Source organism: Caulobacter sp. AVps18 (assembly GCF_058681425.1).
This window is the reverse complement of sequence record NZ_CM178737.1, coordinates 2814230-2826652: the sequence shown is the minus strand read 5'-3', so window position 1 is coordinate 2826652 and position 12423 is coordinate 2814230. Positions and strand designations below refer to the sequence as shown.

Sequence of the window (12423 nt, the reverse complement as noted above, 5' to 3'; positions counted from 1 at the left end):
GCTACCTTACTTCTTCTTGCCGGCGATCGGCTTGGCCGGACCCTTGCGGGTGCGAGCGTTCGTGTGCGTGCGCTGACCGCGGACCGGGAGGCCCTTACGGTGACGCAGGCCGCGATAGCAGGCCAGGTCCATCAGACGCTTGATGTTCATCGAATTTTCACGGCGCAGGTCGCCTTCGACGGTGAAGTCCTTGTCGATCGTTTCACGGATCTGCAGGACTTCTGCGTCGGTCAGCTGGTTGACCCGGCGGGTGTCATCGATGCCCACCTTCGTGACGATTTCACGAGCGGACCTCTGGCCAATGCCATGGATGTATTGAAGCGCGATCAAAACGCGCTTGTTCGTCGGGATGTTGACGCCTGCGATACGGGCCACGTCTAATGTTCTCCTAGTCACGCACTAAAGACGCGAACGGCGCGCCCGGCCCGGTCTTTCGACCCAGTCCGGCGCGCACAGATCGCGCCCTTTCGCGGAAGCGCCCCGTTATAGGGATCGTTGCGCCGCCGTCAATGGTTGAATCCGTCGAAAATCAACGAATTGAAAATGTCTCACTCCACGCCCGAGAGCGCCGAGTCGATCGAGGCCGCGACTGCTTCCACAGGCGCCATGCCATCCAGCTCCGTCAGCTTCCCCTGCCCTTCATAGTAGGGCAGCAGAGGCGCAGTCTGGGCATTGTAGGCCGCCAGACGGGTCACGAACACGTCGGGATTGTCATCTGGCCTGCCCTGCTCGGCGAACCTCTTTGAGATCCGCTCCACCAAGGCTGGTTCGTCTACCTTGAGTCGGAGGACGAGGTCGATCTTCTGTCCGCGAGCGGAAAGCATTTTGTCCAGCGCCTCGGCCTGGGCGACCGTGCGAGGGAACCCATCGAAGATAGCGCCGCCGGCAGCTTCCGCCTCGGGCAACCGATCCTCGATCAGGGCGATGACGATCTCGTCGGTCACCAGGTCGCCGCGATCCAGAACCCCCTTCACCCGGGCTCCCAACTCGGAGCCAGAAGCAATTGCCGCCCGCAACATGTCGCCCGTTGAAAGCTGGACCATGCCGCGCTCAGTGACGAGTCGCTTGGCCTGGGTCCCCTTCCCCGCCGCCGGCGGTCCGAACAAAACCAGGTTCATCAGTGCCCCTCTTCGCGCGATGCCGAGTCTTCGCCCGGTCGTCTTTCCCCCAGCAGACCTAGAGCCGGGACAGAAAAAACGGAAGCCGGTTTGTTACAAACCGGCTTCCGCAGCTATTAGACCTCTAGCGACCCCGGCCGCCCCGTAGCTTGGATTTCTTGATCAGCCCCTCATACTGGTGCGCCAGCAGGTGGGACTGAATCTGGGCCACGGTGTCCATGGTCACCGTCACCACGATCAGCACCGACGTACCGCCCAGGGCAAACTGGGTGGCACCCAGAGCCGACATCATCAGTTCCGGCACAATACAGATCGCGGTGATGTAGGCCGCGCCGATCACCGTCAGGCGGGTCAGCACATAGTCGAGATATTCGGCCGTGCGCTTGCCAGGGCGTATGCCGGGCAGGAAGCCGCCATACTTGCGCAGATTCTCGGCCGTCTCTTCCGGATTGAACACCACGGAGGTGTAGAAGAACGAGAAGAAGATGATCAGGGCCGCGTACAGCAGCATGAAGGCCGGCTGACCGTGCTGGAGCGCGCCGACCGTGCCAGGCAGCCAGGCCGCCCAGGTGGGCAAGGTGGCGGTCGCCAGGAAGCCCATCGCCGTGGTCGGCAACAGTAGCAGGCTTGAGGCGAAGATCGGCGGGATGACGCCGGCCGTATTGATCTTCAGCGGCATGAACGAGGTGTCGCCACCGATCATGCGATTGCCCTGCTGCCGCTTGGGATAGTGGACCAGCAAGCGGCGCTGCGAGCGCTCAATGAAAACAATCGCCCAGACCGCCGCAACGGCCAGGATCACGATCATGAACAGCGGCATGTAGTTGCCGGAGGTCTGCGACTGCACCAGCAGCTGGCCGATGCCGCGCGGCAGGGCCGCCACAATGCCGGCGAAGATGATCAGCGAAACGCCATTACCCACACCGCGGCTGGTGATCTGCTCACCCAGCCACATCAGGAACAGGGTTCCGCCGGTCAGGGCCACGACCGTGGACGCGATAAAGAACGCCGGGGCGATACCTTCGACCACGATGCCAGGCTGGCTTTGCAGACCCACCGCGATGCTGAACGACTGCACGACGGCCAGAACCACTGCCAGGTAGCGGGTGTACTGGTTAAGCGTCTTGCGGCCGGCCTCGCCGCCCTCTTTCTTGAGCTTCTCCCACGGCGGATACACCGAGCCCATCAGCTGCACGATGATCGAGGCGCTGATGTAGGGCATGACGTTCAGCGAGAAGATCGCCATCCGCTCGACGGCACCGCCCGAGAACATGTTGAACATGCCCAGGATGCCCTTCGACTGGCCCGCAAAGGCGTTGGCGAAGGCGGCAGGATCGATGCCAGGGATCGGCACATAGGTGCCCAGGCGGAAGACGATCAGGGCGATGATCGTGAACCAGATACGCTTGTGAAGTTCGGTCGCCTTTTGGAACGACGCGAAATTCATGTTGGCAGCAAGCTGTTCGGCGGCCGAGGCCATTCAATTCCCCACGACTCAAGAGCGAGATAGCCGAAAATGGATACCGGGTTCGGCGGCCACCTCGCTCTGAAAATTAGATTTCGCGCCTGCTTATCCTTTTCAATGGAAATTTGAAAAGGGCAGGCTCGAACAGGAGCCACAAATAGGTGAGGCCCGCCGTGATGTCACGGCGAGCCTCGAAAAGAACTGTCATCCTGATCATCGCGAAGGCGAAGAGTAAGGACCACCGGAAACATCGGCGTTTGCCGCGGTCCCGGCACGGCGCGCGACGCGCTTGGCCGGGATGACAGTTTCTATGGACTAGGCTTCGGCTTCGACCTTGACCTTCTTGGTCACGGTCACCGAACCACCGGCGGCTTCAACGGCCTTGATGGCCGCTTCGGTCGCCGAATAGACGGTCAGCTTCAGGGCGGACTTGATTTCGCCCTTGCCCAGCAGCTTCACGCCGTCCAGTTCGCGGCGGATCACGCCGGCAGCGACCAGATCGGCCACCGAGACGTCAGCGCCGGCCTTCAGCTTGCCAGCTTCAACAGCCTGCTCCAGGCGCCACAGGTTCACTTCAGCGAACTCGAGACGGAAGGGGTTGTTGAAGCCGCGCTTGGGCATACGCATGTGGAGCGGCATCTGGCCGCCTTCGAAGCCGGCGATGGCGACGCCCGAACGCGCCTTCTGGCCCTTGACGCCGCGACCGGCGGTCTTGCCCTTGCCCGAGCCCGGGCCACGGCCAACGCGCATGCGGCCCTTGGTCGAACCGGGTGCCGGTGCGAGTTCATTCAGCTTGGTCATATGTGCCTCTCCTTGGAGATCTGCGCCTGGCGAAAGCCAGACTCGGCTTTGAAAACAGTAGTCTCTGGGGCTCGTCGACGCTTCGGCAGGAGCCCGAACGCCAAACGAAAACCACCCCGGCTTTCACCGGGGTGGCGATTTGCGCGTCTCGTAGCAGAACTACTCGACGATTTCCAGCAGATGCTGGACCTTCCGGATCATGCCGCGAACCGAAGGGGTGTCTTCAAGCTCGGACTCGCGCCCCAGCTTGTTGAGACCCAGACCAGCCAGCGTTGCGCGCTGGACAGCGTTACGGCGGATCGGGCTGCCAGTTTGGCGAACCTTGACGGTTTTAGCTTCAGCCATGTCTTAGCCCTCGATGGCGTCCGGAGCCGAAGCTCCGTCGGCGCGGCGGCCGAGAATGTCACCAACCTTCTTGCCGCGCTTGGCGGCGATCTGGCGGGGCGACGATTGAACCTTCAGGGCCTCGAACGTGGCGCGAACCATGTTGTACGGGTTCGAAGAACCCGTCGACTTGGCCACGACGTCCTGGACGCCCAGGGTTTCGAGAACCGCGCGCATCGGACCACCGGCAATGACGCCGGTGCCGGGAGGGGCAGCGCGCATCATGACCTTGCCTGCGCCCCAACGGCCGTAGCCGTCGTGGTGCAGGGTGCGCGATTCCCGAAGGGGAACGCGAACCATGGTCTTCTTGGCTTCTTCGGTCGCCTTGCGGATGGCTTCCGGCACTTCACGCGCCTTGCCATGACCGAAGCCGACGCGGCCCTTTTGGTCGCCAACGACCATCAGAGCAGCGAAGCTGAAGCGACGGCCGCCCTTAACGGTGGCGGCGACGCGGTTGATGTGAACGAGCTTTTCGACGATGTCGCTGTCGACCCGCTCTTCGGGGGCGTTGCGGTCGCGACGGTCACGACGAGGACCGCCTTCACCGCGCTGTTGGTCACCACGAGCCATGATGTTTCCCCTAGAAGTTCAGGCCGGCTTCGCGCGCGGCGTCGGCCAGGGCTTTGACCCGTCCGTGGAAGATGTAGCCGCCGCGATCGAAGACGACGTCCTTGACGCCCTTTTCGATGGCGCGCTCGGCAACGAGCTTGCCGACCAGTGCGGCCGCGTCCTTGTCCGCGCCCTTGGTCTTGCCTTCACCCTCGAGGGTGGAGGCCGAGGCCAGGGTCACGCCGCGCTCATCATCGATGATCTGGGCGTAGATGTTCTTGGACGAACGGAAAACCGTGAGACGCGGACGACCGTTGGACAGGGCCTTGAGGCGGGTGCGGGTGCGTTGGGCACGACGCACGGCGGATTCGCGAGGTGAGAGCGCCATGGCTTACTTCTTCTTGCCTTCCTTGCGGCGAACCTTTTCGCCGGCATAACGCACACCCTTGCCCTTGTAGGGCTCGGGCGGACGAATGCGGCGAATCTTCGCGGCAATCTCGCCAACCGCCTGCTTGTCAGCGCCGGCGATCTTGATTTCAGTCTGCTTGGGCACCGCGAAGGTAACGCCGGCCGGAGCCTCGACGTTCACATCGTGGCTGAAACCGAGCTGGATGGAGAGCGCATCGCCCTTCATCGCCGCGCGGTAACCAACGCCCACCAGTTCGAGGGTTTCCTCAAAGCCGGTGGTGACGCCGTGCACCATGTTGGCGACCAGCGTGCGGGACAGACCCCACATCGACTTGGCGCGCTTGCTTTCATCGCGAGCCGTCAGCAGGAGGTCGGAACCTTCCTGGGTGACGACGATCTCGTCGGCGATGGTCCAGGCGAGTTGCCCCTTGGGGCCCTTCACCGTGACCGTCTGCCCATCGATCGTGACGTTCACGCCCGAGGGGATTTCGACGGCTTTCTTACCGATCCGTGACATGTTTTTCTCTCCCTCGCCTAGTAGACGCGGCAGAGGACTTCGCCACCGACATTAGCGTCGCGTGCGGCGGAGTCCGACATGACGCCCTTCGGCGTCGAAAGGATCGAGATGCCCAGGCCGTTCTTGATCGGCTTCAGGTCCTTGATCGACGAATAGACGCGGCGGCCCGGCTTGGACACGCGTGCGATTTCAGCGATCACGGGCTCACCGTCAAAATACTTGAGCTCGATCTCGAATTCGGGGAACGCACCGGGCTTCTCGACCAGCGAGTAGCCGCGGATGTAGCCTTCGTCGGCCAGCACGTCCAGGACGCGGGCGCGCAGCTTGGAAGCCGGCGTCGCAACCTTGGCGCGCTTGCGCGTGGCGGCGTTTTTGATGCGAGCGATCAGGTCGCTCAGGGGATCGTTCATCGACATATGATCGTCCTCACCAGCTCGACTTGACGAGGCCGGGGATCTGGCCCGACGAGCCGAGCTCGCGGAGCGCGATACGGCTCATCTTCAGCTTGCGATAATAGGCGCGCGGACGGCCCGTGACTTCGCAACGGTTACGAATGCGAACAGCGGAGGAGTTACGCGGCAGCTTCGCGAGCTTCAGACGAGCTTCGAAGCGATCCTCGAGCGGCAGGCTCTCGTCATTGGCGATCGCCTTGAGCGCAGCGCGCTTGTCGGCGAATTGCTTGACGAGGGTCTTGACCATCTCGTTACGATTGACGGCGCTTTTCTTGGCCATGGTGTGTTTCCCTGCCCGCTCTTAATTCGTGAACGGGAACTGGAATTCCTTCAGGAGAGCCTTGGCTTCCTGATCGGTCTTCGCAGTGGTGCAGACGATGATGTCCATGCCCCAGATCTGTTCGATCTGGTCATAGTTGATTTCCGGGAACACCAGGTGCTCCTTCAGGCCCATGGCGTAGTTGCCACGACCGTCGAAGCTCTTGCCGTTCAGGCCGCGGAAGTCCTTCACGCGCGGCAGCGCGATCGTGACCAGGCGGTCGAGGAATTCGTACATCCGGTCCTTGCGGAGGGTCACCTTGGCGCCGACCACCATGCCTTCGCGCAGCTTGAAGCCGGCGATGGACTTACGGGCTTTGGTCGCCACAGGCTTCTGACCCGCGATGGCCATCAGATCCTTCAGCGCGGTCTGGGCCTTCTTGGAGTCAGCGACAGCCTCGCCGATACCCATGTTCAGGACGATCTTGTCCAGCTTGGGGATCTGCATTTCGTTCGTATAGGCGAACTGTTCCTTCAAAGCGGCGCGGATGCGCGCGCGATATTCGGACTTCAGCCGCGGCTCGTAAGCTTGATCAACCATTGATCACCTCGCCCGTGGTCTTGGCCACGCGCACCTTCTTGTCGCCTTCAATCTTGAAGCCGACGCGGGTGGGCTTGCCGTTGGAGTCCACGATGGCGACGTTCGAAACGTGCAGCGCGGCTTCCTTGCTCTTGATGCCGCCTTGCGGATCGGCCTGCGTCGCCTTGGTGTGGCGTTGAACCAGGTTCACGCCTTCCACGACAACGCGGTTTTCCTTGGGGAGAACCTGGGACACAGCGCCTTGCTTGCCCTTGTCCTTGCCCGCCAGGACGACAACGCGGTCGCCCTTCTTGATCTTGGCAGCCATTACAGCACCTCGGGGGCGAGGGAGATGATCTTCATGTGGTTCTTGGCGCGCAGTTCACGGGGAACCGGGCCAAAGATCCGCGTGCCGACCGGCTCGCTCGCTTTGTTGACGATGACCGCGGCGTTCTTGTCAAAGCGGATCAGCGATCCGTCCTTGCGCTTCATGCCTTGGTTGACACGAACGACGACAGCGCGAAGCACGTCGCCCTTCTTCACGCGACCGCGAGGAATGGCTTCCTTCACGGACACGACGATCACGTCACCGACGCTGGCGTAGCGACGACCTGCGCCACCCAGCACCTTGATGCACATGACCCGGCGAGCGCCGGAGTTGTCGGCGACTTCCAGGTTAGTTTGCATCTGGATCATGGTTCAAACCTTCCAGACTTAAGCCGAAGCCTTGGGAAGTACTTCCCAGGTCTTCAGCTTGGACTTCGGAGCGCACTCGATGATCTTGATGGATTCACCGGTCTTGTACGCGTTGACTTCGTCATGAGCGTGGTACCGCTTGGAGCGGCGCACGATCTTCTTCAGAAGCGGGTGAACGATGGTCCGTTCAACCTTAACCACTACGGTCTTGTCGCCCTTATCGGAGACGACAACCCCTTCGAGGATACGCTTGGGCATATCGTTCTCCTTAAGCCGCGGCCTTGGCGCGCAGCACGGTCTTGATGCGGGCGATATCCTTGCGGATCTCACCAACGCGGTGGGTCTTTTCCACCTGACCGGTCGCCGCCTGGAAGCGCAGGTTGAACTGCTCCTTCTTGAGGCTGAGCAGCTGCTCGGCGAGTTGGTCGGGCGTCATACCCCGGATGTCAGCAATCTTGGTCATGCCGCTTCGGCCTCCAGAGCCGCACCGGCGTCGATGCGGGTGACGACACGGGTACGGATCGGCAGCTTGGCCGCGCCGAGGCGCAGGGCTTCGCGAGCGACATCGTCCGGCACGCCGTCGATTTCGAACATGATGCGACCAGGAGCCACGCGAGCGGCCCAGTGATCGACGGCGCCCTTGCCCTTACCCATCCGGACTTCAGCCGGCTTGCCGGTGACCGGCACGTCGGGGAAAATGCGGATCCACACGCGACCTTGGCGCTTCATCTGGCGAGTGATCGCCCGACGAGCCGCTTCGATCTGGCGAGCGGTGATGCGTTCCGGCTCAACGGCCTTGAGGCCGTAGGAGCCGAAGTTCAGCAGGGTGCCGCCCTTGGAAACGCCATGAATGCGCCCCTTGAACTGCTTGCGGTACTTGGTTTTTTTCGGTGACAGCATAGCGCTCTATCCTTAGCCCCGATCGCGACGGCCGCGGTCGCCCCGGTCGGGACGATCGCCGCGCTCACGCCCACCACCTTCGCCGGCAGGGCCGGACTCGGTGGCGAGACGCTTGTCGAGCGCCATCGGGTCATGCTCCAGCACTTCGCCTTTGAAGATCCAGGTCTTCACGCCGATGATGCCGTAGGTGGTCTTGGCTTCCGCGAAACCGTAGTCGATGTCGGCGCGCAGGGTGTGGAGCGGCACGCGACCTTCGCGATACCATTCCATCCGCGCGATTTCAGCACCGCCGAGGCGGCCCGACACGTTGATGCGGATGCCCTTGGCGCCAAGACGGACGGCCGATTGGATCGACCGCTTCATGGCGCGACGGAAGGCAATCCGGCGCTCGAGCTGCTGGGCGATGGACTCGGCCACCAGCTGGGCGTCGGTTTCAGGCTTACGGATTTCGACGATGTTCAGGTGAACCTCGCCTTCCGTCATGATCGACAGGTCCTTGCGGAGCTTGTCGATGTCAGCGCCCTTCTTGCCGATGATGACGCCCGGACGGGCGGCATAGATCGTCACGCGGCACTTCTTGTGGGGACGCTCGATGATGATGCGCGAAACGCCAGCCAGATAAAGGCGCTTCTTGAGCATCTTACGGACAGCGATGTCCTGATGCAGAAGCTTGCCATACTGGGCACCGTCGGCGAACCAACGGCTGTCCCAGGTGCGGTTGATGCCGAGCCGAAGCCCGACCGGATTGACTTTCTGACCCATTAGGCGGCCTCACCCAGTTCGCGGACCACGATGGTGATCTCGGAGAACGGCTTTTCAACGCGCGTAGCCCGACCGCGCGCACGCGGCGAGAAGCGCTTCATCACCAGGTTCTTGCCCACATAGGCCTCGGCGACGACCAGCGAGTCGATGTCGAGGTTGTGGTTGTTTTCAGCGTTGGAGATCGCCGAATACAGCGCCTTGCGGACGTCCTGAGCGATGCGCTTGTGGCTGAATTCGAGCTCGTTGAGAGCGCGCTGGACGTTCAGGCCACGAATGGACTGAGCGACCAGGTTCAGCTTACGAGCGCTGGTGCGCAGGGTACGTACCTTGCACATCGCTTCGTTGGCCGGCAGGCGGCGAGGTTGTTTAGCTTGGCTCATGGCCTACTTCCTCTTCGCCTTCTTGTCGGCGGCGTGGCCGGGGAAGTTCCGGGTGGGAGCGAACTCCCCGAACTTCATACCAACCATGTCTTCCGACACGATCACGGGGACGTGCTTGAGGCCGTTGTGGACGCCGAAGGTCAGGCCGACAAATTGCGGCATGATCGTCGAGCGACGCGACCAGGTCTTGATGACGTCCTTGCGGCCCGACGACAGAGCGTTGTCGGCCTTCTTCAGGAGGTACCCGTCGACAAACGGGCCTTTCCAGACGGAGCGGGTCATGGCTTAGCGGCCCTTTTTCGCTTTGTGGCGCGAACGGATGATGAACTTATCCGTGGCCTTGTTAACGCGGGTCTTGGCACCCTTGGTCGGCTTACCGGCCGGGGTGACCGGGTTACGACCGCCCGAAGTCCGGCCTTCACCACCACCGTGGGGGTGGTCGACCGGGTTCATGGCGACGCCGCGAACGTGGGGGCGACGACCCATGTGACGAACACGACCGGCCTTGCCGAGGTTTTCGTTCATGTGGTCGGGATTGGAGACGGCACCGACAGTGGCCAGGCACGTGTCGAGGACCATGCGCAGCTCGCCCGAGTTCAGGCGGATCTGGGCATAGCCGGCGTCACGACCGACCAGCTGGGCATAGGCACCAGCCGAACGGGCGATCTGGCCACCCTTGGCGGGCTTCAGCTCGACATTGTGGATGATCGTGCCGATTGGCATGGTCCGCAGCGGCGAGGTGTTGCCCGGCTTCACGTCGACCTTGTCGGCGGTGACGACTTCGTCACCAACCTTGAGGCGCTGCGGGGCCAGGATGTAGGCCAGCTCACCATCGGTCTGATACTTGATCAGGGCGATGAACGCGGTGCGGTTGGGGTCGTATTCAATACGAACAACCGAAGCCACGCCTTGCTTGCGACGCTTGAAGTCGACCAGGCGGTACAGACGCTTGGCGCCGCCGCCGCGGAAGCGGACAGCGATACGGCCATTGCCGCCGCGACCGCCCGACTTGGTCAGGCCTTCAACGAGCTTCTTCTCGGGACGACCCTTGTAGAGCTCGCTACGGTCGATCAGGACCAGGCCGCGCTGGCCTGGGCTGGTCGGGTTAAAGTGCTTCAAGGCCATCTGATTAGAGCCCCGTCGTGATGTCGATCGACTGGCCTTCGGCCAGGGTCACGATGGCTTTTTTGACATCGGAACGACGTCCGATGATGCCGCGGAAGCGCTTGGTCTTGCCCTTGGTGACCATGGTGTTGACCTTGGTGACCTTGACCTTGAACAGTTCTTCGACTGCGGCGGCGATTTCGTCCTTGGACGCATCGGCGGACACCCGGAAGACAACCTTGTTCTGCTCGCTGAGCAGGGTGGCCTTCTCGGTGATCACCGGCGACAGGATCGTGTCGTAGTGGCGGGCGGTAGCGGCCATTACGCGGCTTCCTTCTCAGCGAAACGGGCCGAGATCGCTTCCACCGCGTCCTTGGTCAGGACCAGGGTGTGGCGACGCAGCACGTCATAGACGTTCAGGCCGGCGTTCGGCAGCACGTCGATGTTCGGAATGTTGCGGGCGGCGAGCTTGAAGTTGCCGTCCACTTCCGGACCCGCGATGACCAGGGCGTTCTTCAGGCCCATCTTGTCGAAGGTGGCGCGCAGGGCGGCCGTCTTCGGATCGGTCAGAGCGACGTTGTCCAGCACGATCAGCGAGCCGGCCTTGGCCTTCGAGGACAGGGCGTGACGCAGGGCCATGGCGCGGATCTTCTTGGGAAGATCGAACGCATGGCTGCGGACGACAGGGCCGTGAGCCTTGGCGCCGCCGACGAACTGTGCCGCACGGCGCGAACCGTGACGAGCGCCGCCGGTGCCCTTTTGCTTGTACATCTTCTTGCCCGTACGAGAGACCTCGTTGCGGACCTGAATCTTGTGGTTACCTGAGCGGCGCTTGGCCAGCTGCCAGGTAATGACGCGCTGCAGGATGTCCCCACGGATGTCAGCGATGCCGAAGATGGCGTCGTCGAGATCCACGGAGCCGGCCTTGCCGCCGTCCAGATTGATGACGTCGAGTTTCATTAGCCTTCGCCCTCTTCGGTCGTCGCCGCAGGGGCTTCCTCAGCGGGGGTTTCAGCCGAAGCCTCACCAGCCTTGCGGAAGGCGCCCGGACGCGGCAGGTCGGCCGGAGCGGCCTTCTTGATCGCGTCGCGAACCTTGACGTACGAGCCTTCGTGACCGGGGACAGCGCCCTTGATCAGGATGAGGCCGCGTTCGACATCGACCTTCCAGACGGTGACGTTCAGCGTGGTGACGGTTTCCTGACCCAGGTGACCGGCCATCTTCTTGCCCTTGAACGTACGACCCGGATCCTGGCGCTGGCCAGTCGAGCCGTGCGAACGGTGCGAGACCGAGACGCCGTGGGTGGCGCGCAGACCACCGAAGTTCCAGCGCTTCATGGCGCCGGCAAAACCCTTACCGACGGTCACGCCCTGGATGTCGACCTTCTGGCCGGCAAGGAAGTGGTCGGCGGTGATTTCCGCGCCCACCTCGATCAGGGCAGCTTCCTCGACGCGGAACTCGGCGACAACCCGCTTGGGTTCGACCGAGGCCTTGGCGAAGTGGCCGCGCATGGCGTTGGGAGTGTTCTTGGGCTTCTTGGCACCAGCACCGAGTTGAAGGGCGGTGTAGCCGTCCTTGTCCTGGGTGCGTTGGGCGGTGACCTGGCAGCCGTCGAGCGAGAGGACGGTGACAGGAATGTGCTGGCCAGCTTCGTCGAAGAAGCGGGTCATACCCAGCTTCTTGGCGATAACGCCTGTGCGTTGAGCGGGGAGAGTCATAAGATTCGGCCCTCCTTACAGCTTGATTTCGACGTCAACGCCGGCCGACAGGTCGAGCTTCATCAGCGCGTCCACGGTCTGCGGAGTCGGGTCAACGATGTCGAGAACGCGCTTGTGCGTACGGATCTCGAACTGCTCGCGCGACTTCTTGTCGACGTGCGGCGAACGGTTGACGGTGAATTTCTCGATAAGCGTGGGCAGGGGGATCGGGCCCCGTACCGTCGCACCAGTGCGCTTGGCCGTATTGACGATCTCGCGCGTGGAATGATCCAGCACGCGGTGATCGAAGGCCTTGAGCCGGATGCGGATGTTCTGACGATCCATATCGCTC

Annotated in this window: 24 protein-coding genes; all 24 read right to left on the bottom strand. The window is 62.5% G+C overall.

Annotated features, from left to right (window positions below):
* Window positions 1-6: 6 nt before the first annotated feature.
* Entirely contained in the window at window positions 7-375 is a 369-nt protein-coding gene (gene rpsM / locus ACW179_RS12915) for a 30S ribosomal protein S13 (RefSeq protein WP_492059898.1), read from the bottom strand.
* Between the two features lie 173 nt (window positions 376-548).
* Window positions 549-1118 (bottom strand): adenylate kinase, encoded by a 570-nt coding sequence (locus tag ACW179_RS12910; RefSeq protein WP_492059897.1) that lies wholly within the window; start codon window positions 1116-1118, stop codon window positions 549-551.
* Between the two features lie 124 nt (window positions 1119-1242).
* The gene (secY, locus tag ACW179_RS12905) at window positions 1243-2598 is read right to left on the bottom strand and encodes a preprotein translocase subunit SecY (RefSeq protein WP_492059896.1); all 1356 of its coding nucleotides are present in this window, start codon (window positions 2596-2598) and stop codon (window positions 1243-1245) included.
* Between the two features lie 300 nt (window positions 2599-2898).
* Complete coding sequence (rplO, locus tag ACW179_RS12900) at window positions 2899-3384, bottom strand: 50S ribosomal protein L15 (protein ID WP_492059895.1); 486 nt, start codon at window positions 3382-3384, stop codon at window positions 2899-2901.
* 159 nt (window positions 3385-3543) lie between these two features.
* A complete protein-coding gene (gene rpmD / locus ACW179_RS12895; RefSeq protein WP_492059894.1) occupies window positions 3544-3729 on the bottom strand; it encodes a 50S ribosomal protein L30 in 186 nt (61 codons plus the stop codon).
* A 3-nt stretch (window positions 3730-3732) separates the two neighbouring features.
* Window positions 3733-4338, bottom strand: a complete 606-nt coding sequence (gene rpsE, locus ACW179_RS12890; RefSeq protein ID WP_062145554.1) for a 30S ribosomal protein S5 — start codon at window positions 4336-4338, stop codon at window positions 3733-3735.
* Between the two features lie 10 nt (window positions 4339-4348).
* Window positions 4349-4705 (bottom strand): 50S ribosomal protein L18, encoded by a 357-nt coding sequence (rplR, locus tag ACW179_RS12885; RefSeq protein WP_099445948.1) that lies wholly within the window; start codon window positions 4703-4705, stop codon window positions 4349-4351.
* Window positions 4706-4708: 3 nt separating this feature from the next.
* Window positions 4709-5242 (bottom strand): 50S ribosomal protein L6, encoded by a 534-nt coding sequence (gene rplF / locus ACW179_RS12880; RefSeq protein ID WP_492059893.1) that lies wholly within the window; start codon window positions 5240-5242, stop codon window positions 4709-4711.
* Window positions 5243-5259: 17 nt separating this feature from the next.
* Complete coding sequence (rpsH, locus tag ACW179_RS12875) at window positions 5260-5658, bottom strand: 30S ribosomal protein S8 (protein WP_062145548.1); 399 nt, start codon at window positions 5656-5658, stop codon at window positions 5260-5262.
* A 10-nt stretch (window positions 5659-5668) separates the two neighbouring features.
* Window positions 5669-5974 (bottom strand): 30S ribosomal protein S14, encoded by a 306-nt coding sequence (rpsN, locus tag ACW179_RS12870; protein WP_035049371.1) that lies wholly within the window; start codon window positions 5972-5974, stop codon window positions 5669-5671.
* Window positions 5975-5995: 21 nt separating this feature from the next.
* Window positions 5996-6553: a 50S ribosomal protein L5 gene (rplE, locus tag ACW179_RS12865; RefSeq protein WP_492059892.1), complete on the bottom strand. Its 558-nt coding sequence runs from the start codon at window positions 6551-6553 to the stop codon at window positions 5996-5998.
* The gene (gene rplX / locus ACW179_RS12860) at window positions 6546-6860 is read right to left on the bottom strand and encodes a 50S ribosomal protein L24 (protein ID WP_062145544.1); all 315 of its coding nucleotides are present in this window, start codon (window positions 6858-6860) and stop codon (window positions 6546-6548) included. Before rplX ends, rplE begins: the two co-directional genes overlap by 8 nt.
* Window positions 6860-7228, bottom strand: a complete 369-nt coding sequence (gene rplN, locus ACW179_RS12855) for a 50S ribosomal protein L14 (protein ID WP_035049365.1) — start codon at window positions 7226-7228, stop codon at window positions 6860-6862. The genes rplX and rplN overlap by 1 nt, the downstream gene beginning before the upstream one ends.
* An 18-nt stretch (window positions 7229-7246) precedes the next feature.
* Window positions 7247-7486, bottom strand: a complete 240-nt coding sequence (gene rpsQ, locus ACW179_RS12850) for a 30S ribosomal protein S17 (protein WP_492059891.1) — start codon at window positions 7484-7486, stop codon at window positions 7247-7249.
* Between the two features lie 10 nt (window positions 7487-7496).
* Entirely contained in the window at window positions 7497-7691 is a 195-nt protein-coding gene (rpmC, locus tag ACW179_RS12845; RefSeq protein WP_035049361.1) for a 50S ribosomal protein L29, read from the bottom strand.
* Window positions 7688-8128 (bottom strand): 50S ribosomal protein L16, encoded by a 441-nt coding sequence (gene rplP, locus ACW179_RS12840; protein WP_419251728.1) that lies wholly within the window; start codon window positions 8126-8128, stop codon window positions 7688-7690. Before rplP ends, rpmC begins: the two co-directional genes overlap by 4 nt.
* Window positions 8129-8140: 12 nt before the next feature.
* Window positions 8141-8890, bottom strand: coding sequence for a 30S ribosomal protein S3 (gene rpsC, locus ACW179_RS12835; RefSeq protein WP_419251729.1), 750 nt, complete (start codon window positions 8888-8890; stop codon window positions 8141-8143).
* A complete protein-coding gene (gene rplV, locus ACW179_RS12830; protein ID WP_012285670.1) occupies window positions 8890-9270 on the bottom strand; it encodes a 50S ribosomal protein L22 in 381 nt (126 codons plus the stop codon). The genes rpsC and rplV overlap by 1 nt, the downstream gene beginning before the upstream one ends.
* A 3-nt stretch (window positions 9271-9273) precedes the next feature.
* A complete protein-coding gene (gene rpsS, locus ACW179_RS12825) occupies window positions 9274-9552 on the bottom strand; it encodes a 30S ribosomal protein S19 (protein ID WP_492059890.1) in 279 nt (92 codons plus the stop codon).
* Between the two features lie 3 nt (window positions 9553-9555).
* A complete protein-coding gene (gene rplB / locus ACW179_RS12820) occupies window positions 9556-10395 on the bottom strand; it encodes a 50S ribosomal protein L2 (protein WP_492059889.1) in 840 nt (279 codons plus the stop codon).
* Between the two features lie 4 nt (window positions 10396-10399).
* Window positions 10400-10696, bottom strand: coding sequence for a 50S ribosomal protein L23 (locus ACW179_RS12815; RefSeq protein ID WP_419251732.1), 297 nt, complete (start codon window positions 10694-10696; stop codon window positions 10400-10402).
* The gene (gene rplD, locus ACW179_RS12810) at window positions 10696-11334 is read right to left on the bottom strand and encodes a 50S ribosomal protein L4 (protein ID WP_492059888.1); all 639 of its coding nucleotides are present in this window, start codon (window positions 11332-11334) and stop codon (window positions 10696-10698) included. The genes ACW179_RS12815 and rplD overlap by 1 nt, the downstream gene beginning before the upstream one ends.
* Window positions 11334-12092, bottom strand: a complete 759-nt coding sequence (rplC, locus tag ACW179_RS12805) for a 50S ribosomal protein L3 (protein WP_492059887.1) — start codon at window positions 12090-12092, stop codon at window positions 11334-11336. The genes rplD and rplC overlap by 1 nt, the downstream gene beginning before the upstream one ends.
* Before the next feature lie 15 nt (window positions 12093-12107).
* On the bottom strand, window positions 12108-12416 hold the full coding sequence (rpsJ, locus tag ACW179_RS12800; RefSeq protein WP_004616952.1) for a 30S ribosomal protein S10: 309 nt from the start codon (window positions 12414-12416) through the stop codon (window positions 12108-12110).
* Between the last annotated feature and the right edge of the window lie 7 nt (window positions 12417-12423).